This window comes from Luteibacter sp. P4_D7_3, assembly GCF_056401735.1.
This window is the reverse complement of sequence record NZ_JBFUIT010000051.1, coordinates 1-18,505: the sequence shown is the minus strand read 5'-3', so window position 1 is coordinate 18,505 and position 18,505 is coordinate 1. Positions and strand designations below refer to the sequence as shown.

Here is an 18,505-nt window from a genome sequence, read left to right as displayed (position 1 = left end):
GATCCTCAAAGGAACACCTCTATGAACGACTGGCTCGCGGCCCCCACTCGCGTCCCGGATGCGGCCACCGCCCAGCTCGCCCTGGCGCGCCAGGGCACGTTGACCAAGCCTCCCGGCTCGCTGGGCCAGCTCGAGGCCATCGCCGTGCAGCTGGCCAGCCTGCAGGGTCGTGAGCAGCCCCGCGCCGACCGCGTCTGGATTGCCGTCTTCGCGGGCGACCATGGCGTGACGGCGGAAGGCATCTCCGCGTTCCCGCAAGCGGTGACGGGCGAGATGCTGCGTAATTTCGCCCATGGCGGTGCGGCCATTGCCGTGCTCGCCCGCGAACTCAAGGCGACGCTGGAGGTGGTGAATCTCGGCACGGTGAACGATCCGGGCGACATCCCGGGCGTGCGCCGACGCATCATCGCTCCGTCCACCGCCAACTTCTGCACGTCCGCCGCCATGACCGAGGCGCAACTCGATGCGGCGTTCGCCGCGGGCTTCGCGAGCGTCGGCGAAGCCGTCAAGGCCAGCGCGCACATCTACATCGGTGGCGACATGGGTATCGGCAATACGACGGCGGCCAGCGCGCTCGCCTGTGCGCTGCTCGGCGAGGATCCCGCGATCCTCACCGGTGCGGGGACCGGGCTGAGTGCTGAAGGCATCGCACACAAGGTGCAGGTGATCCAACGCGCGTTGCAGCTGCACGTGGACGCTGACACTCCGCGCGAGCGCCTGCGCAGGCTCGGTGGATTTGAGATTGCAGCACTGGCTGGCGCGTTCGTCGCGGCAGCGCAGCGTGGCCTGCCTGTCCTCGTCGACGGCTTCATCACCAGTGTGGCGGCGCTGGCCGCGGTGAGGCTTCACCCGGACGTTCGATCCTGGCTGATCTTCGCGCATCGCTCGCAGGAACGCGGCCATGCACGCGTGCTGGCGGCGCTTGAGGCGGAGCCGTTGCTCGATCTCGGCCTGCGCCTTGGCGAAGCCAGTGGCGCGGCGGTCGCCGTGCCCCTGTTGCGGCTGGCGTGCGCGCTCCACAACTCGATGGCGACCTTCGCCGAAGCCGGTGTATCCGAGGCATGAGTATCGACTTGCTCAGGCACGGTGACACGGGGCAGCGCAGCTATCGCGGACAGCTGGACGATGCCTTGACCGATCTTGGTTGGACACAGCTTCGCGCATCCGTGGAAGGGCACGAGTGGGACCGCGTGGTGTCGTCGTCGATGTCGCGCTGTGCGCGCTTCGCCACGGAACTGGCCGAACGGCGAGGCTTACCGCTACGTCTCGATCCACGTCTGGCCGAATACCACTTCGGAGACTGGCAAGGCGTGCCCATCGAGGACATTGCGGAAAAGGACGGCGACGCGCTCGGTCGATTCTGGGCGGACCCCGTGGCGTATCCGCCGCCGGGTGCGGAGACCTTCGATGCTTTTCAGACACGTCTWACCGAAGCCCTGGCCGATGTGGCCAGGGAGGCCGCCGAGGCACGCGTGCTCGTGGTGACACACGGCGGCGCGATCCGCCTGCTGCGCTGCATCGCCGAAGATCGCAGCTTCGGGGATATGGCGGGCATCGACGTGCCGCACGCGTCCCTGCATCCGATTCTCTGGGGCTGATGATGAAGGGGCTGATCGTGGCCTTGGGATTTCTTACGCGGCTGCCCGTGCCGCGTATCGCCATCGATGCGCAGGCCCAGGCGGCCTCGCTGAAGTGGTATCCGCTGGTCGGACTGATCCTGGGCGCGCTACTGATCGGTGCTTTCGCGTTGTTGCATGTGATGCCCGCGCTGCCTGCGGCAGCGATCGTGCTCGTCGCATGGGTCGCCCTGACCGGTGCGTTGCATCTGGACGGCCTGGCCGACAGCGCCGATGCGTGGATAGGTGGCATGGGTGACCGTGAGCGCACCTTATCGATCATGAAAGATCCACGTAGCGGTCCCGCGGGCGTCGTCGCCCTGGTGCTGGTCCTGTTGCTCAAGATATCGGCGCTGGCGACGCTCAGGCATGCAGAGTGGTTGTTGCTTCCTCCGCTGCTCGGTCGCGCTGCGGTTGTCGCGTGGTTCCTGACCACCGATTACGTGCGCTCGCAAGGCCTTGGTGAGCCGTTACGAGGAGCGTCGGCGAACGGCTGCCGCGTTGCGTTGGCACTGACGGTGGCTTTCTGTGTATGTTTCAGCTGGGCCGGCCTCGTTGCGCTCGTCGCGGCATGCGTCACGGGCTGGGTGTGGAGGAGGGCAGTCATCCAACGCCTTGGCGGCTTCACGGGCGATACGGCGGGTGCGCTCGTTGAGATGGTCGAGGCTGTGGCCCTCGTCGCGTTGGTCGCGGCGCACGCATAACGCCGACCACAAGTTCTTGCGAGGTCTGCGCGTCGCCGCGAAGCAACCTTTGATACCGACCTGAGGAACTAACGCCGTTCCTCCTCTCGCAACCCTCCGCCGTCGCGGCCACGCCGCCGTCGCCCTACCTTGCCGGCCACACGCGCCTTTCAAAGAGGCCATTCTTTTCTACGGCTATCGAAACTTTTCGTTCGCATATTGCGACGCCGCATGACCGCGCTGACGGGGCTTTGCCGAAATTCGCTTGGCGGTTGATCTGGCTGCTGCACGCGCACATAATTCTAATAAAGGTAAGACGTCTTAACGTATTGACAGACGTCTTACGAGTTTCTAGCCTCCGTTTTCGTCGGGGCCAAGCGCGTGGGGGCGCTGGCGATCATGACAATGACGAATGGGGGGTGATTGAGATGAACCGTTTTTCGAAGAAGGCTCGTACGATGGCTTGGAAATGCACGATGGGATCGCTTTTTGCCGGCGCAGGTGCGCTGGGTGCGAGCTCGTCCGTGCATGCCACCGAGGGCGGCAATTCAACTTACGTGATCGGCGCACAGACGTTCCGCCAGGGCACGGTACCCGAGGGATTCGAGGTGCAGTCGTTCTCGGTGTTCTACGACGCCTCCCATTTTCGCGACGCCAAGGGCGGTGACCGCTTCGAGGATTTCTCCACCACGGTCGCCGTGGAAGCGATTCGCCTGTCCTACGGCATCCCGGAGGAATATACCCCGGGGTTCCATATCGGCTTCGCCGTGCTGAAGCCGTTCTTCTACATCGACACGTACCGCAAGCCACCGGGGAACGCACCCGCGACCCACGGCCATGACACGGGCCCGACCGATACCCTTGTCACGCCGTTCATCATCGGAAATGAATTCGACATTCCGGGGCTCGGCCACGTTGAGGAAGCGCTGAAACTCACCGCGAACGTGCCGGACGGCGACTACGACAAGACCCAGCCCATCAATGTCGGCCACCACTACTGGGCTTACCTGCCGAGCTACGGCGTCGAGGCTCATCCCGACGAGAAGACCTCGCTGGGGGTCAACATCACCTGGATGATCAACGAGACCAACAAGGCAACAAACTATCGCAGTGGCCAGGAAACGGTTACCGAGTTCGCTGCTATGCGCAAGGTGACCGACCACCTGTCACTCGGGCTGAATGGCTACTATTACCGACAGATCACCGCTGACAAGGAAGACGGGGAGATCTTCAACGGGGGCTTCTACGGTCGCGCCACCGCGATCGGTCCGCAGTTGCGGTACGCCATGCCGTTCGGTGGCGTCACGATGAAATGGCAGCATGAGTTCGACGTGCGTAACCGTCCCCAAGGCAACCGGTTCTGGTTGCAACTCGCGTTCAAGCTCTGATGCCATGCTGCGCCCGGATAGCCCTGTCTTCTTCCACACCGCGCGCTGGCGTGCGGTTCTTGCGGTACACGGGGTAACAACGTGAAAGAACTTATCGTGGGCATCACCGGAGCATCGGGCGCGATCTATGGCGTGCGTCTGCTCGAGGCCCTGCGCGGTCTCGATGACGTGCGCACCCACCTGATCGTTTCGCCTTCGGGCCTGCGCACACTCGAAGAAGAGACCGGCATGGATGCCGCGTCCCTGCGCGCTCTTGCCGATGTCCATTACAGCTACAAGGACATCGGTGCGGCCGTGTCGAGCGGCTCGTTCCGTACGGCCGGCATGATCGTCGCGCCGTGTTCGGTACGTACCTTGAGCGGCATCGCACACAGCTACGACGCCGACCTGCTCATCCGTGCCGCTGATGTCTGCCTCAAGGAACGACGTCGCGTGGTCTTGCTTCTGCGTGAGACACCGCTGCATGCAGGGCATATCGAGCTCATGGCGAAGGCGACCGCCGCCGGCGTGATCATCATGCCGCCCGTGCCGGCGTTTTATACGCGGCCGGTGACGATCGACGACATCGTCAACCAGACCGTGGCGCGAGCGCTGGATCTTTTCGATATCGACGTTGGCCTGGCCTTGCGCTGGACCGGCAGCCAGGCGCATGAGCGACGCGTCGCGGCATCTTCCAACGGCACCGATACGCCTACCCGGGGACATGCATGACTGCGCCAGGCACCACCGTTGAGCACCTGCTCGCCGACCGCCGGATCGGTGGATACCAGATCATCATCGCCGTCCTTTGCGGGCTCGCCGTTCTGCTCGACGGCATCAGCACCCAGTTGATCGGTTACGCCGCACCGGTGATGGGCAAGGCACTGCACCTGGCCCATGGGCAGCTCGGCAGCGCCTTCGCCGCCGGCCTGGTCGGCCTGTTGGTCGGCGGCCTGGCCTGCAGCGTGCTCGCCGACATTGCCGGGCGACGTCGCTTGCTGGTCGCCTCGACGGTGGTCTTCGGTACGTTCACGGTGGCAACCGGCTTCGCCCACGACCTGGACTCGCTGATCATGTGGCGTTTCCTGGCTGGCCTGGGTCTTGGCGGCGCCATGCCGATCGCGATCACCCTGACCGCGGAAGCCTCGCCAGCGCGGGCGCGCGGGCGCATGGTGATGATGATGTTCTGCGGATTTCCGCTGGGTGGTGCGCTGGCCGGCGTGCTGGCCTCGGCGATCCTGCCGACCTGGGGTTGGGAAATGCTTTTCTACGTGGGCGGCGTGTTGTCGCTTGTCGTGGCGGCAATCCTGCTCGTGGCGCTTCCCGAGTCGCTGCTTTTCCTGGTCAACCGGGGCGCGCCCGCGGCGCGGATAGCCGACTTGCAGCTTCGGCTGGCCCCGGGTAGCGAAGGTGTGCAGCTAGTGCCCTCGGCCCTTGAAGACCGCCACAAGCAGCCGGTAGCGGGTTTGTTCCGCGAAGGGCGCGCGCTGGGCACGGTGCTGATGTGGGTGATCTATTTCATGAGCCTGCTGGACATCTATTTCCTCGCCAGCTGGTTGCCGACGGTGCTCAGCGGCGGCGGGCATTCGACGCAGGGTTCTGTCATCGGCACGTCGATGATGCAGTTCGGCGGCGTCGCCGGCACCTTGCTCCTCGGACGGTTCCTCGATCGCCTCGACCCGTACAAGGTCCTCCTGGTGTCCTATATCGGTGCCACCGTGTTCATTGGCGTGATCGGCTATTCCGTCGCGGGTGGCCTGGTTCTCCCGGTGCTCTTCGTCGCCGGCTTCTTCCTGATCGGCGCGCAGTCAGGCCTGAGCGCACTGGCTTCCGCCTTCTATCCCACCAGTGGCCGCGCCACCGGGGTGGGCTGGGGCCTGGGCATCGGTCGCATCGGCTCCATCGTCGGCCCGGTGATGGGCGGCGTGCTGCTTGGCACCCACCTGGACCTGCCTTCGATGTTCCTGCTGGTCGCCGTGCCGACTCTGGTCGCCGCGCTGACTGTCTTCGTGATGGGCCTCACCCGCCCGCGCTCCTCCATTCCCCTCGCCAAGACCAGCATCAAGGAGTAACCGACGCATGTCCGATGTAGCTTCGACCCGTGCCAACCCACCGTATGTGGACCTTCGCGAATTCATCGAGCGCTGCGAGGCGGCCGGTGAACTGATCCGCATGAAGGGCGTCGACTGGAACCTGGAGATGGGTGCCCTCGCCGAAATCGTCAATCACAAGCGCCCCGAAGCACCGGCGGTGCTGTTCGAGGACATTCCGGGATATCCGGCCGGCATGAGTGTGCTCTCCGGTGCGACCAATTCGTCGAAGCGGCTCGCGTTGACCCTGGGTTTCCCCGAGCCGGAACATCCGCTCGACGTGGTGCGGGCCTACCGCGACCGCATGAAGATCCACAAGCCGATTGCCCCGCGTGAAGTCGAGACCGGTCCGATCTTCGACGTGATCGACCGCGACGACGAGGTCAATGTGCTGAAATTCCCGGTACCGTTCCTGCACGAGGAAGACGGTGGCCGCTACATCGGTACGCACGACTTCGTCATCATGCGCGATCCCGAAGAGAACTGGGTCAACGCGGGCACTTACCGCGTTATGGTGCACGACGAGAAGTCGGTTGGCCTGTGGATGTCGCCAGGCAAACATGGCCGGCAGATCCGCGAGAAGTACACCGCACGCGGCGAGGCCACGCCGGTACTGATCTGTGTCGGCATGGATCCGCTGTTGTTCCTGGCCAGCGGCAACGAAATCCGCTTTGGACTTTCCGAATACGATTACGCCGGTGGTCATCGTGGCCTGCCGTTCGACACGGTCAAGAGTGAGCTTTACGGCTTGCCGATGCCTGCGCACGCGGAAATCGTTCTGGAAGGCGAGATCGTTCCGGGCGACAACAAGCTCGAGGGGCCGTTCGGTGAGTTCACCGGCTACTACGCGAGTGAGCAGAGCGAACAGCCGGTGGTCCGCATCCGCCGCGTTTACCATCGCCGCAACCCGATCCTGACCATCGCCACGCCGTTGCGGCCGCCCTCGGACTTCTCCTTCAGCAAGTGCGTGACCAAGTCCGGCATGATCTGGGACGAAGTCGAGCGCGCCGGCCTGAACGGCGTGACCGGCGTGTGGTGCCACGAAGCCGGCGGCGCGCGCATGTTCAATGTCATCGCGATCAAGCAGGCCTTCGCCGGACACGCGCGGCAGGCAGCGATGCTTGCGGCCAACTGCCAATCGGGATCCTATCTGGGCCGTTTCGTGGTCGTGGTCGACGACGATGTCGACCCCAGCGATATGTTCGACGTGATGTGGGCGATGTGCACGCGCTGCGACCCCGAAACAGACATCGATATCCTTCGCCGGATATGGAGCGGGCCGCTCGATCCCATCGTCGATCGCGGGTCCTCGACCAGCTCTCGTGCGGTGATCGATGCCTGCCGTCCGTTCGAACGGATCAAGGAGTTCCCGAAGGTGGCCCGGGGCAGCAAGGAATTGCTGGCGAAGGTCGAGGCCAAGTTCGCCGATATCCTGAGCCGGATATGAGCATGATGCCACCTGCCGATCCCGTGAGCCTGCCCGAAGGCTGGCTTGGCCTGTTCGACGGCGAGCGCCTGGGCGAGCGCGCGGGCGACTCGGCGGTGCTGGCGACCACGGACGGGGAGGRCTGGCCACACCTGTCCKTCCTCAGCGTGGGCGAGGTGTTGGCGAGCGATACGTCCCGGCTGTACTTCGCCACATGGGCTGGGTCGCGCAGCACCGCCAACCTTCGCCGGACCGGCCAGGCATCGCTGTTCGCGGCGGTGGGTGGCGCGGTGTGGGAGKCGCGCTTGCATGTGCGTCTGCTCGATGGCGATGCCGGTGCACTGGCGGTCTCGGCCGCGGACGTGGTCGCCGTTCGCAAGCATGCCGCGCCCTACGCGAGCGCGCTAGGCATGGTGTCCTTCAGGTTGGATGACCCGGCTGAGGCGATCGCGCGCTGGGAACGCCAGATCTTGCTATTGCGCCGTTTCGCTGAGGCGGGCACGGAGTAAAGCCTCATCCCGTGATGTTTGACAGCTAACTTCCAGCGTTCGCATAATCAAAAATACACAGACGTCTGATGATATGACGACTGATCGATAGACGGATCAGTGCAGGAGATCGACATGACCAACGCACAAACCACTCCCAACGCCGAACGCCAGGACTTCTACCAGCGACTGACACCACACCAGATGGCGCCGCTATGGGAAAGCCTGCATGCGCTGGTTCCACGCCAGCCGAACACGCCGGTGCGCGCATACAAGTGGGATTACGACAACGACGTGCGCCCGTATCTGATGGAGTCGGGCTCATTGATCACGGCGCGCGAAGCGGAACGCCGCGTGCTGATGCTCATGAATCCCGGGCTAGGCGGCAAGGCAGCGATCACCCAGAGCCTGTACGCCGGCCTGCAGCTGATCCTTCCCGGAGAAGTAGCGCCGGCACACCGGCACACGCAGAGCGCGCTGCGCTTCATCGTCGAAGGTCGCGACGCGTACACCGCGGTGGCCGGCGAGAAGACGCTGATGCGCCCAGGCGACCTGGTGATCACACCCAAGTGGACCTGGCACGACCATGGCAATGACAGCGACAAGCCGATGGTCTGGCTGGACGCGTTGGATATTCCCCTGGTCGCATTCTTCGACACGGGCTTTGCGGAGCCGGCCGCCGCCGAGCGCCAGGACGTCTCGATTCCGCTGGGCGACAGCAACGCGCGCTATGCGAACAACCTGTTGCCAGTGGACTGGACGCCGCCCAACCAGAACTCGCCGATCTTCAACTATCCCTATGCGCGCACCCGTGAGTCGCTGGGCGTGCTCGCCGGAAACGGCGGCATCGACCCGCACCATGGTTTCAAGATGCGCTACGTGAACCCCGCCACCGGTGGCCACGTCACCCCGACCATCGCCGCCTTCATCCAACTGCTGCCGGCCGGCTTCAAGGGCGCCCCCTATCGCTCCACCGACGGCACCGTGTACTCGGTGGTGGAAGGTGAGGGCGAGACACGGATCGGTGATGAGCTGATCCGCTGGAAGCCGCGCGACGTCTTCGTCGTGCCGAGCTGGGCCGAACACTCGCATCACGCCGACAGCGAAGCCGTCCTCTTCAGCTTTTCCGACCGCTGCGTGCAGGAAAAGCTCGGCCTGTGGCGCGAACTGCGCTCGGTCGCCTGATCACGACCTCACCTTGGAGTTTCTTTCATGAGCTATGTCATCGATCCGCCTGCGATTCCGACCGTCCCCGTTGAGGGCGGCGGCGATTTCCCCGTTCGTCGCATCTGGTGCGTGGGCCGTAACTACGCCGAGCATGCCCGCGAGATGGGACACGATCCGTATCGTGAAGTGCCGTTCTTTTTCATCAAACCCGGCGATGCGATCGTGCACGACGGCGCGACCATCCCGTACCCGTCGATGACCAACGATGTGCACCACGAGATCGAGCTCGTGGTCGCGATCGGTAAGGGCGGTCGCAACATCGAGGCGGCCAAGGCGCATGAGCACGTCTACGGTTACGCGACGGGCATCGACCTGACGCGCCGCGACCTGCAGAACGCAGCCAAGAAGGCTGGCCGCCCGTGGGAAATGGGCAAGGCCTTCGATCGGTCTGCCTTGATCGGCACGATCAGCAAAGCCGACCCCAGCCAGCCGCTTGAGAAGGCTGCGATCTGGATCACCGTCAACGGCGACGATCGTCAGCGCAGCGACGTGGCCAAGCTGATCTGGAGCGTTACCGAGGTGATCGGTCATCTGTCGCAGTACGTCGAACTCGCTCCGGGCGACCTGATCTACACCGGTACTCCCGAAGGCGTGAATGCCGTGGTTGCCGGCGATGTCATGCACGGCCATATCGATGGTCTGCACGACCTGACCATCACGATCGGGGAAGCACAGGCATGACCCATGTCGCGATCGCGGGCGGCGGCATCGCCGGCCTGGCCCTTGCACTCAACTTGCACGAGCGCGGCATTTCCTGCCGAGTCTACGAGGCAGCGCCCGCGATGCGCGAACTCGGTGTAGGCATCACCCTGTTGCCGCACGGCATGCGCGAGCTGACCGCGCTTGGCCTGCAGGACGAGTTGCGCGCGGTAGCCATCGAAAACCGTGCGAGTGCCTTCTACAACCGTTTTGGTCAGCGCATCTATAGCGAGCCGCGCGGTGTGCACGCCGGGTATGCCTATCCCGAACTCGGCATCCACCGGGGACGTCTGCACATGCTTCTGTATCGCAAGGTGCTCGAGCGAATGGGGCCGGAAGTCATCGTCACCGGGCGCCGCGCCACCGGCGTCAGCGAGGTCGGCGACAAGGCGGTCCTGCACCTGCAGGACGTCGCCACGGGTCAGTCGGTCGACTCGGTCGAGGCTGATGTGGTGATTGCTTGCGACGGGGTCAATTCGGCCATACGCAAGCAGTTCTATCCTGAGGAGACCGTCGCGTTCACCGGTATCAACACCTGGCGCGGCACGACCCGGCGAAAGCCGATCCTGGACGGCCGGACCTACGTTCGCATCGGCTCGCTCAAGCACTGCAAGCTCGTGGTCTATCCGATCGTCGACGACATCGACGGTAGTGGCGACCAGCTGATCAACTGGGTCGCCGAAGTGCAGACGGGCGCGCACATCATCAATGACTGGAACAAACCCGGTCGCCTCGAGGACTTCTTGCCGAACTACGCCGCCTGGCAGTTCGACTGGCTGGACGTGCCTGCGCTGATCAGCGGCGCCGAGCACGTATTTGAATACCCGATGGTCGACAAGGACCCGGTCGAACGGTGGACCTTCGGCCGGGTCACATTCACGGGTGATGCCGCCCATCCGATGTATCCGCGAGGGTCCAATGGGTCGGCGCAGGCCCTTATCGACGTGCGGACCCTCGCCGACCTTATCGCCGCGGGTGATCCGGTCGCTGCCTTGAAGGCTTACGAAGACGTGCGCCGCGAGGTTACCGGCAAGGTGGTGCTGACCAACCGTTCCACCCCGCCGGACTTCATCAATATCCGTGTCGAGGAACTGACCGGCGACCAACCCTTCGAGGATCTGGACAAGCTGATCACCCAGGAAGAGCTCCGCGCCCTGTCCGATCAATACAAGCGGGTGGCCGGGTTCGGTCTGGCGGACTTACGGTGAAGAACACGGAGGAGGGCACTCGTATGGTTCGGCTCCACGGCTACTTTCGTTCGTCGTCCGCGTTTCGGGTGCGCATCGCACTCAACCTCAAGGGAATCGGTTACGAGCAGGTGCCCTATCATCTGCAACGTGGCGAGCAGCGCAGTCCGGCCATGCTTGCGCTCAACCCGCAAGGCATGGTTCCGGCGCTGGAGATCGACGGCAACGTCCTGACCCAGTCCATGGGGATCGTCGAATACCTCGACGAAACCCGCCCCTCGCCACCGCTTCTCCCGGGGGACGCGGCGGGGCGTGCACGGGTACGCGCGCTGGCCCAGGTCATCGGCTGCGACATCCATCCTATCGACAATTTGCGCGTGTTAACCTACCTGCGTCAGAAGCTGGGTCAGCCGGAGCCGGAGGTCGCTGCCTGGTTCAATCACTGGGTCGCCGCCGGTTTCGATGCACTGGAAACGATGCTCTCGGTCAGCGCAGGGACGGGTACGTATTGCCATGGCGAAACGCCAGGGCTGGCGGATATCTGTCTGGTTCCGCAGGTGGCGAACAGTGGTCGCTTCGGCCTCGACCTGACGCCATGGCCGACCATCCATCGGATCTACGCCGCCTGCGTGGCCCTGCCGGCGTTCGAACGGGCACTCCCAGGGAACCAGCCCGATGCCGAATAAAATTCCTAGGCCTAAGGCGACAGAAACGCGTGGCAGCCGCGCGCCAAAATCGCATACTACGCTCATGGAAAAAGACAAGATGGCCCGTTCGGCGGGCACCGACATCAGCGACCTGAACGTTCTCTACAGCCGTCCGGGCTTCCTGCTTCGCCGTGCGCACCAGATCGGTGTCTCGATGTTCATGGAGGAAACCGCGACACTCGGGGTGACCACTACTCAGTACGGCATCATGTACATCCTGCGTGCGCGGCCCGGGATCGACCAGGTCACGCTGGCAGGGCTGATCGGGCTCGATCGCTCGACCACCGGGTTGGTCGTCGGCAAGCTCGAGGACGCCGGCTTCGTCGTTCGCGTCGCCGACGAGGTGGACCGCCGGCGCAAGACGCTGAAGCTCACCGCGGACGGCGTCGCCATGATGCGGCGGCTGGCCAAGCCGGCAGAACGCGCCCAGGCGCGCGTCCTCGAGCCGTTCAACGCACGCGAGCGCGAGCAGTTCCTGGCGCTGCTTTCTCGCTTTGTCGAGACGTACAACGGTGTCGTGCGTACGCCGCTCAATCCTGAGTAGCGCGGCAGGGGTAGCTCAGACAGGTCCTACACGTGGGTGACAGCATGCTCCAGTACGAAGGCTCCTTGTGGCTCTCCGATGGTGCACGGCGCTGGGGTGGGCTGGACCGTGTGGAACTGCTGTCCCAGATTGGACAGACCGGGTCGATTACCGCGGCCGCCAAGGCCGTCGGCATGAGTTACAAGGGAGCGTGGGACGCGGTCGAGGCCATGAACAACCTCGCTGGTGAGCTGCTTGTGTCGCGCGCGACGGGCGGCAAAGGCGGCGGCGGAGCAAGACTCACCGCACGCGCCGAGCGCCTGATTGCCTCCTTTCGCAGCATCGAAGCGGCCCATCGCCTGTTCGTCGGGCATCTTGCATCGCTCGGGCAAGAGGCGACCGATGACATCCATCTCTTGAGGCATCTGACCATGCGAACGAGTGCAAGAAACCAGCTTGCCGGCGTCGTCGATCAGGTCCAACAGGGCGCGGTCAACGACAGCATCGCCATCCGGACCACGGGCGGCGCTACGCTCATTGCGACGGTGACCCGCGAGAGTACGGACAGCCTGGCCCTGGCTCCCGGGCGCCCCGTCATCGCTCTCATCAAGGCAAGCTGGATCCTTCTCGGGCTGCCGGGGGAAGGGCGTTTGTCCGCCTCCAACCAGCTGCCTGGCAAGGTGGCCCGGATCCATCCCGGCGCTGTAAATATGGAGGTGACCGTGGATATCGAGGGCGGCGGGACGATCACTTCCATCATCACCAAGGACAGCGTCCAGAACCTTGGCCTAGTCGAAGGCCTGGCCGTGCTGGCCATCTTCGATGCTGCTTCCGTCATCGTCGGTGTCACCGACTGATTCGAGATAGCGCTTAGGCGCGTCTACGTTAACCGGGCGCGCAAAAGGTTGCGCTCGAGCTATCACATCTCCTTATGCCTCCTATACCGAGCAACGATTTCAGCTCAGGTGGGGTGTGGTCGAGAATGGCCGTTCGATTGATTACGTGACTCATACGAGACATATCAATTGATCGTGTCTATTGATGACGTAGGAGAAAAAACGATGGTCAAGTCGAGTAGCCAGAAGTTCATCGCGCGAAATCGCGCTCCGCGCGTTCAGATCGAATACGACGTCGAACTCTACGGCGCCCAGAAGAAGGTCAGCATCCCGTTCGTGATGGGGGTCATGACCGACCTCTCCGGCGCGAGCGCCAGCGACCTGCCGCCGGTCGAGGAGCGCAAGGCGCTGGAGATCGACGTCGACAACTTCAACGATCGCCTTGAATCGATCCGGCCCACGGTGTCGTTCAATGTCCCAAACACGCTGACTGGCGAGGGCAACCTGGCCGTTCAGATGCGTTTCGGTCATCTCGACGACTTCTCACCGGCGGCGATTGCCCGCCATGTCGAGCCGCTGGCGAAGCTTCTCGAAGCACGCACGCAGTTAGCCAACCTGGGCACCTACCTGGACGGTAAAGCCGGCGCCGAGAAGCTGATCGCGCAAGCGATCCAGGATCCGGCGCTGTTGGCGGCGCTTGCCGCGACGCGTCCGGTGACCACCGACACGAAGGAGGACTGACCGATGGCGACCACGCAGACCCAGGCCGCTGAGGCCCTCGTCGAAACCACCGAGGGCGGTGACTTCGCCGCCTTGCTCAGCAAGGAATTCCGTCCGAAGAGCGAGCGCGCTCGTGCCGAGGTGGAATCCGCTGTCCGTACGCTGGCCGAGCAGGTGCTCGACCGCGCAGACATCGTTTCCGACGACGTCACGCAGACAATCAACGCCTATATCGCCGAGATCGACCGCAAGCTCAGTGAGCAGGTGAACCTGATCCTGCACCATCCTGATTTCCAGAAGCTGGAGGGCGCCTGGCGCGGGTTGCACCACCTGGTGTCCAATACCGAGACGGATCCGCAACTGAAGATCCGCGTGATCAACCTGTCCAAGAACGACCTCGGTCGTACGCTCAAGCGCTACAAGGGCACGGCGTGGGACCAGAGCCCCATCTTCAAGAAGGTGTACGAAGAAGAATACGGCCAGCTCGGTGGGGAACCCTATGGCTGCCTGATTGGCGATTACTACTTCGATCATGGCCCGCAGGATGTCGAACTTCTGCGCGGCATGGCCCAGGTGGCTGCGGCCTCGCACGCCCCGTTCATCGCTGCCGCTGCGCCGGGGCTGCTTGGCATGGACGGCTGGAGTGAGCTCGCCAACCCGCGCGACCTCGCCAAGATCTATTCGACACCTGACTACGCGGCATGGCGATCGCTGCGTGACAGCGAGGACGCGAAGTACGTCGCCCTGACCATGCCGCGCACGCTGTCGCGACTGCCTTACGGCGCCAAGACCGATCCGGTGGAGGAGTTCGACTTCGAGGAAGACACCAGCGGTGCCGACTCGACGAAATACACCTGGCAGAACGCCGCCTATGCGATGGGCGTGAACATCAACCGCTCGTTCAAGCAGTACGGCTGGTGCACGCGCATTCGCGGCGTGGAGTCGGGTGGCACGGTGGACAACCTGCCGGCGCACGTCTTCCCGACCGACGACGGCGGCGTGGACATGAAGTGCCCAACTGAAATCGCCATCACGGATCGCCGCTCGGCCGAGCTGGACAAGATGGGCCTGATGCCGGTCGTCCACCGGAAGAACTCCGACATGGCTGCCTTTATCGGTGCGCAGTCGCTGGCACGTCCGGAGGAGTATGACGATACGGATGCCACGGCCAACGCGGCACTGAGCGCGCGGTTGCCTTACATGTTCGCCTGCTCGCGGTTCGCTCATTACCTCAAGTGCATCGTGCGGGACAAGATCGGCTCGTTCAGCACACGCGAGCAGATGCAGGACTGGCTGACCCGCTGGATCCTCAACTACGTCGATGGCGACCCGGTCAATTCCAACGAAGAGACCAAGGCACGCAAGCCGCTCGCCGCGGCGCAGGTGGTCGTTGAGGAAGTGGAGGGCAATCCCGGTTACTACACCTCCAAGTTCTACCTCAAGCCGCACTACCAGCTCGAAGGCCTCACGGTCTCGCTGCGCCTGGTTGCCCGCCTGCCGTCCGGCAAGGCTGCCTGAGTCCTTCCCTAATTACGCGTCAAACGAGGAAAAGCGTTCATGGCTTTTGACATGCATCTCAAGTTCGGCCCCGGTCAGGTAAAGATCGAGGGCGCTTCCAACCACGCAAAGCACAAGGACCAGGTGCCGATCATCGCGTGGTCGTGGGGCGCCAGTAACTCGGGCAACCTGCATACCGGCGCGGGCTACGCGTCCGGCGGCAAGGCCAATGTGCAGGACATCACGATCACCAAGTTCGTCGACTCCTGCTCTAACGCGCTGCTTAACGCCGTGTGCACCGGTGCCCGCGTCGACAGCGCCACGCTCTACGTCACCAACGCCACCGGCGAGCAGACTGACTTCGTCACCATCGAGCTGACCGAGGGCGTGATGATCACCTCGGTGTCCACCGGTGGCAGCGGCGGCGACGAGCGCCTGACAGAGAACATCACCCTGCATTTTGGCAAGTTCAAGTACTCGTTCCAGCCCCAGGACGACAAGGGCAAGGCGACGGGCGGCACCAAGGACTTCACCTACGACATGCAGCAGGTGAAGGGCACGGCCTGATCGCAGCATGGCTGAGCTGACCACCCAGGAGCGGCTGCAACCTTCGTTATTGGATCGGTTGCGCGACGACGAACCCCACGTCGCGCAGGAAAGCCGGGACAAGCGCGTCATCACGGCGGCGCGCCTGCGCGAATACGTCGTGCGTGACCTGGGCTGGTTGTTCAACTGTACGCGGCACTGGTCATCGGATGAGCTGGCTGGGATGCCGTATGTCGAGGCTTCTGTCCTCGACTACGGCATCCCGGACCTGACCGGTGCTGCCATCGCAGGGCTGGATATCGAAGTGCTTCGTCAGCGCATCCGCGCGGCGATCGCAAACTTCGAGCCTCGTCTGGACCCCGCCACGCTGCACGTCGATGTCCGGGCCGACACTGCGCGGATGGACCGCCTGACGCTGTCCTTCAGCATCGAATCGACGATGTGGGCGCAACCGTTGCCCCTCAACCTTTACCTGAAGACCGAGGTCGACCTGGAAACCGCACGTTTCAGTGTCTTCGACGGCCTCGGCTGAGCCCATGGATCCCAGACTCCTCCGTTACTACAACCAGGAACTCCAGCACGTCCGTGAAACGGGTGCCGAGTTCGCCAGCGCGTATCCCAAGATCGCCGGCCGCCTGGGCATGGAGGGCATGGAGTGCGCGGATCCGTATGTAGAGCGTCTGCTGGAAGGCTTCGCCTTCCTGTCCGCGCGCGTCCACATGAAGATGGATGCACAGCATCCTGTCTTCACCCAACACCTGTTGCGCATGCTTTACCCGCAGTACCTCGCGCCGGTGCCGTCGATGACGGTGGTTGAGATGTCGCCAGACAGCGGCGAGACCCTGCCGGGCGAAGGCCATCTCGTGCCGCGCGGCACCGCACTACGTAGCCAGATCGGTTTCGGCGAGCGCACGGCGTGCGAGTACCGCACCGCCCATGCGGTGAACCTGCTGCCTCTGTCGCTTGACGAGGCACGCTATTTCTCCAGTCCTGCCGCGATCGCAGCGGCGGGTCTGGGCGTGCCGCCAGGGAGCAGCCCGCGCGCGGCATTGCGCGTGCGCTTCAAACTTGACGCCGGCGTCCAGCTGGATGCGCTCGCTTTCGATGAACTGCCCGTGTTCTTTGCCGGTACCGGTGACCTTGCCAGTCTGCTGTACGAACAGGTGCTGGGTAACGGCATGGGCTTTTCCGTCGTCGCAGGCGATGCCGTCCGACACACGACGCAGGCGAGCATCGAGCCGCGGGGTTTCACCGACGCGGAGGCGCTCCTGCCGGTAAGCGATCGCTCGTTCAGCGGCTACCGCCTGCTGCAGGAATACTTCGCTTGCCCGCAACGCTTCCAGTTTGCGGCGTTCACCGGGCTGCGCCGTCTCCTTCCGAGGTCCAGTGCGACGGTGTTCGACATCGTGATCTGGCTGGACCGCGCCGCGGCCCGGCTGGACAAGGCGGTCGATGCCTCGTACCTGCGTCTTTTTTGCACACCGGCGATCAACCTTTTTCCGCGGCGATCCGATCGTGTCCACCTTCGCGAGGGCGCCGCCGAGTACCACGTGCTTGCTGACCGCACGCGGCCGATGGACTTCGAGGTGGTCGACGTCGAGGACGTGCAGGGATTCGGCGACAGCCAGGAGCCTGAGCAGAGCTTCTTCCCGTTCTATGGCGGCAATGCGCGGACATGGCATCAATCCGCGGCAGCGTTCTACACGCTGCGTCGCGAACCGCGCGTGGCGTCGCAGCGGCAACGCCGTGAAGGGTCGCGTTCGAGCTATGTCGGCGGCGAAGTCTTTCTCGCGCTGGTCGATGGACGCGAGGCGCCGTACGCAAGCAGCCTGCGCCAGTTGGGCATGCGCTTGCTGTGCACTAACCGGGATCTGCCGTTGCATATGCCGGTGGGGAAGGGTGCGACGGATTTCATGCTCGACACCGACGCGCCCGTGCGTTCGATCCGCTGCGTGGCAGGGCCGACGCGCCCACGCGCCGCGATGGCGGAGGGGCAGGGCGCGTGGAAGCTGATCAGTCACCTGCAACTGAATTACCTCTCGCTGCTGGAACACGACGACGGCGCGGCTGCGCTGCGCGAGATGCTCCTTCTCTATAGCGACGAGTACGACGCGTCCTCGCGCCGCCTGATCGAGGGGCTGCGCGACGTACGCTCGGCACCCATCGTGCGTCGCCTTCCCATCGAGGGACCGGTCACCTATGGCCGCGGCCTCGAGATCCGCCTGACCTGTGAGGACCGCGCCTTCGAAGGCACTGGCGCCTTCCTGTTCGGCTCGGTCATGCAGAACTTCTTCGCCCGGTACGTTTCGTTGAACTCCTTCACCGAGACCGTGCTGCATACCCATGAACGCAACGAGGTAGCACGGTGGACGGCTCGCTCCGGCACGCGCCCGATTCTTTAGGGCTGCTCGACGCGCTGCGTGCCGACCCGTCGTCGTTCGACTGGTTCGAGGCGTTGCGGCGGGTTGAGTGCGTCTATGCCGACCATCCAAGGCTCGGCCATTCCGTGCGTCCGGCGGACGACGCTGTGCGCCTCGCGCACACGCCGTCGCTCGGGTTTGCCGCGCGAACGATCGATCGCGTCGAGACCGATGGTGAACGACCGCCGCGAATCCACAGCCTGATGCTGGGCCTGTGGGGTCCCAACGGCGCCTTGCCCTTGCACCTCACCGAATACACCCTGGAGCGTGAGCGACTGGCGCGCGACGGCACGTTCACCGCCTTCGCCGATGTGTTCCATCACCGCATGCTCAGCCTGTTTTATCGGGCGTGGGCCGACGCGCAACCGACGGTGCAGATGGATCGACCCGGGGACGATGCCTTCGCGCACTTCCTCGGCGCGCTGGTGGGTATCGACAGTCCGTCGCTGGCTGGACGCGACGCACTACCGGAC

At 64.1% G+C, this 18,505-nt stretch carries 20 protein-coding genes; all 20 read left to right on the top strand.

The features are described from left to right. The first annotated feature begins 21 nt into the window (after positions 1 to 21). On the top strand, positions 22 to 1,065 hold the full coding sequence (cobT, locus tag AC1DSN_RS07540; RefSeq protein WP_477296069.1) for a nicotinate-nucleotide--dimethylbenzimidazole phosphoribosyltransferase: 1,044 nt from the start codon (positions 22 to 24) through the stop codon (positions 1,063 to 1,065). After that, complete coding sequence (locus tag AC1DSN_RS07535) at positions 1,062 to 1,598, top strand: histidine phosphatase family protein (RefSeq protein ID WP_477296070.1); 537 nt, start codon at positions 1,062 to 1,064, stop codon at positions 1,596 to 1,598. Before cobT ends, AC1DSN_RS07535 begins: the two co-directional genes overlap by 4 nt. Continuing rightward, positions 1,598 to 2,320 (top strand): adenosylcobinamide-GDP ribazoletransferase, encoded by a 723-nt coding sequence (locus AC1DSN_RS07530; RefSeq protein WP_477296071.1) that lies wholly within the window; start codon positions 1,598 to 1,600, stop codon positions 2,318 to 2,320. Before AC1DSN_RS07535 ends, AC1DSN_RS07530 begins: the two co-directional genes overlap by 1 nt. A gap of 455 nt (positions 2,321 to 2,775) precedes the next feature. Further along, entirely contained in the window at positions 2,776 to 3,687 is a 912-nt protein-coding gene (locus AC1DSN_RS07525) for a SphA family protein (RefSeq protein ID WP_477330152.1), read from the top strand. Positions 3,688 to 3,768: 81 nt separating this feature from the next. Then, positions 3,769 to 4,398, top strand: coding sequence for a UbiX family flavin prenyltransferase (locus AC1DSN_RS07520; RefSeq protein WP_477296073.1), 630 nt, complete (start codon positions 3,769 to 3,771; stop codon positions 4,396 to 4,398). Next, the gene (locus AC1DSN_RS07515; protein WP_477330150.1) at positions 4,395 to 5,738 is read left to right on the top strand and encodes an MFS transporter; all 1,344 of its coding nucleotides are present in this window, start codon (positions 4,395 to 4,397) and stop codon (positions 5,736 to 5,738) included. The genes AC1DSN_RS07520 and AC1DSN_RS07515 overlap by 4 nt, the downstream gene beginning before the upstream one ends. Before the next feature lie 7 nt (positions 5,739 to 5,745). Further along, positions 5,746 to 7,203, top strand: coding sequence for a UbiD family decarboxylase (locus AC1DSN_RS07510; RefSeq protein ID WP_477296200.1), 1,458 nt, complete (start codon positions 5,746 to 5,748; stop codon positions 7,201 to 7,203). A 2-nt stretch (positions 7,204 to 7,205) separates the two neighbouring features. Next, on the top strand, positions 7,206 to 7,691 hold the full coding sequence (locus tag AC1DSN_RS07505; RefSeq protein WP_477330148.1) for a pyridoxamine 5'-phosphate oxidase family protein: 486 nt from the start codon (positions 7,206 to 7,208) through the stop codon (positions 7,689 to 7,691). 114 nt (positions 7,692 to 7,805) lie between these two features. Then, positions 7,806 to 8,855 (top strand): gentisate 1,2-dioxygenase, encoded by a 1,050-nt coding sequence (gene gtdA, locus AC1DSN_RS07500; protein WP_477330146.1) that lies wholly within the window; start codon positions 7,806 to 7,808, stop codon positions 8,853 to 8,855. Positions 8,856 to 8,882: 27 nt separating this feature from the next. Further along, a complete protein-coding gene (locus AC1DSN_RS07495; RefSeq protein WP_477296197.1) occupies positions 8,883 to 9,578 on the top strand; it encodes a fumarylacetoacetate hydrolase family protein in 696 nt (231 codons plus the stop codon). Further along, positions 9,575 to 10,804 (top strand): flavin-dependent oxidoreductase, encoded by a 1,230-nt coding sequence (locus AC1DSN_RS07490; protein WP_477296196.1) that lies wholly within the window; start codon positions 9,575 to 9,577, stop codon positions 10,802 to 10,804. Before AC1DSN_RS07495 ends, AC1DSN_RS07490 begins: the two co-directional genes overlap by 4 nt. A gap of 23 nt (positions 10,805 to 10,827) precedes the next feature. Further along, entirely contained in the window at positions 10,828 to 11,469 is a 642-nt protein-coding gene (gene maiA / locus AC1DSN_RS07485; RefSeq protein WP_477330144.1) for a maleylacetoacetate isomerase, read from the top strand. Positions 11,470 to 11,548: 79 nt separating this feature from the next. Further along, positions 11,549 to 12,034 carry a MarR family winged helix-turn-helix transcriptional regulator gene (locus tag AC1DSN_RS07480; RefSeq protein WP_477330142.1) on the top strand — a complete coding sequence of 162 codons (486 nt, stop codon included), beginning with the start codon at positions 11,549 to 11,551 and terminating at the stop codon, positions 12,032 to 12,034. 32 nt (positions 12,035 to 12,066) lie between these two features. After that, positions 12,067 to 12,870, top strand: a complete 804-nt coding sequence (locus tag AC1DSN_RS07475) for a TOBE domain-containing protein (protein ID WP_477330140.1) — start codon at positions 12,067 to 12,069, stop codon at positions 12,868 to 12,870. A gap of 204 nt (positions 12,871 to 13,074) precedes the next feature. Next, positions 13,075 to 13,590, top strand: a complete 516-nt coding sequence (tssB, locus tag AC1DSN_RS07470) for a type VI secretion system contractile sheath small subunit (RefSeq protein WP_477330138.1) — start codon at positions 13,075 to 13,077, stop codon at positions 13,588 to 13,590. A 3-nt stretch (positions 13,591 to 13,593) separates the two neighbouring features. After that, positions 13,594 to 15,087 (top strand): type VI secretion system contractile sheath large subunit, encoded by a 1,494-nt coding sequence (gene tssC, locus AC1DSN_RS07465; protein ID WP_477298833.1) that lies wholly within the window; start codon positions 13,594 to 13,596, stop codon positions 15,085 to 15,087. Positions 15,088 to 15,126: 39 nt separating this feature from the next. Beyond that, positions 15,127 to 15,633, top strand: coding sequence for an Hcp family type VI secretion system effector (locus AC1DSN_RS07460; protein WP_046967722.1), 507 nt, complete (start codon positions 15,127 to 15,129; stop codon positions 15,631 to 15,633). Positions 15,634 to 15,640: 7 nt separating this feature from the next. Then, positions 15,641 to 16,144 carry a type VI secretion system baseplate subunit TssE gene (tssE, locus tag AC1DSN_RS07455; RefSeq protein WP_477298356.1) on the top strand — a complete coding sequence of 168 codons (504 nt, stop codon included), beginning with the start codon at positions 15,641 to 15,643 and terminating at the stop codon, positions 16,142 to 16,144. Between the two features lie 4 nt (positions 16,145 to 16,148). Further along, positions 16,149 to 18,014 (top strand): type VI secretion system baseplate subunit TssF, encoded by a 1,866-nt coding sequence (gene tssF / locus AC1DSN_RS07450; RefSeq protein ID WP_477330135.1) that lies wholly within the window; start codon positions 16,149 to 16,151, stop codon positions 18,012 to 18,014. Further along, positions 17,978 to 18,505, top strand: a 528-nt coding sequence (gene tssG / locus AC1DSN_RS07445; protein ID WP_477330133.1) for a type VI secretion system baseplate subunit TssG, incomplete at its 3' end; no start/stop codon positions are given. The genes tssF and tssG, both read left to right, overlap by 37 nt.

What these genes read in the sequence shown, in the direction of transcription:
- cobT (WP_477296069.1), top strand. Translation starts at nt 22, where the DNA reads ATGAACGACTGGCTCGCGGCCCCCACTCGCGTCCCGGATGCGGCCACC.
- AC1DSN_RS07530 (WP_477296071.1), top strand. Translation starts at nt 1,598, where the DNA reads ATGATGAAGGGGCTGATCGTGGCCTTGGGATTTCTTACGCGGCTGCCC.
- AC1DSN_RS07525 (WP_477330152.1), top strand. Translation starts at nt 2,776, where the DNA reads ATGGGATCGCTTTTTGCCGGCGCAGGTGCGCTGGGTGCGAGCTCGTCC.
- AC1DSN_RS07515 (WP_477330150.1), top strand. Translation starts at nt 4,395, where the DNA reads ATGACTGCGCCAGGCACCACCGTTGAGCACCTGCTCGCCGACCGCCGG.
- AC1DSN_RS07510 (WP_477296200.1), top strand. Translation starts at nt 5,746, where the DNA reads ATGTCCGATGTAGCTTCGACCCGTGCCAACCCACCGTATGTGGACCTT.
- gtdA (WP_477330146.1), top strand. Translation starts at nt 7,806, where the DNA reads ATGACCAACGCACAAACCACTCCCAACGCCGAACGCCAGGACTTCTAC.
- AC1DSN_RS07495 (WP_477296197.1), top strand. Translation starts at nt 8,883, where the DNA reads ATGAGCTATGTCATCGATCCGCCTGCGATTCCGACCGTCCCCGTTGAG.
- AC1DSN_RS07490 (WP_477296196.1), top strand. Translation starts at nt 9,575, where the DNA reads ATGACCCATGTCGCGATCGCGGGCGGCGGCATCGCCGGCCTGGCCCTT.
- maiA (WP_477330144.1), top strand. Translation starts at nt 10,828, where the DNA reads ATGGTTCGGCTCCACGGCTACTTTCGTTCGTCGTCCGCGTTTCGGGTG.
- AC1DSN_RS07480 (WP_477330142.1), top strand. Translation starts at nt 11,549, where the DNA reads ATGGCCCGTTCGGCGGGCACCGACATCAGCGACCTGAACGTTCTCTAC.
- tssB (WP_477330138.1), top strand. Translation starts at nt 13,075, where the DNA reads ATGGTCAAGTCGAGTAGCCAGAAGTTCATCGCGCGAAATCGCGCTCCG.
- tssC (WP_477298833.1), top strand. Translation starts at nt 13,594, where the DNA reads ATGGCGACCACGCAGACCCAGGCCGCTGAGGCCCTCGTCGAAACCACC.
- AC1DSN_RS07460 (WP_046967722.1), top strand. Translation starts at nt 15,127, where the DNA reads ATGGCTTTTGACATGCATCTCAAGTTCGGCCCCGGTCAGGTAAAGATC.
- tssE (WP_477298356.1), top strand. Translation starts at nt 15,641, where the DNA reads ATGGCTGAGCTGACCACCCAGGAGCGGCTGCAACCTTCGTTATTGGAT.
- tssF (WP_477330135.1), top strand. Translation starts at nt 16,149, where the DNA reads ATGGATCCCAGACTCCTCCGTTACTACAACCAGGAACTCCAGCACGTC.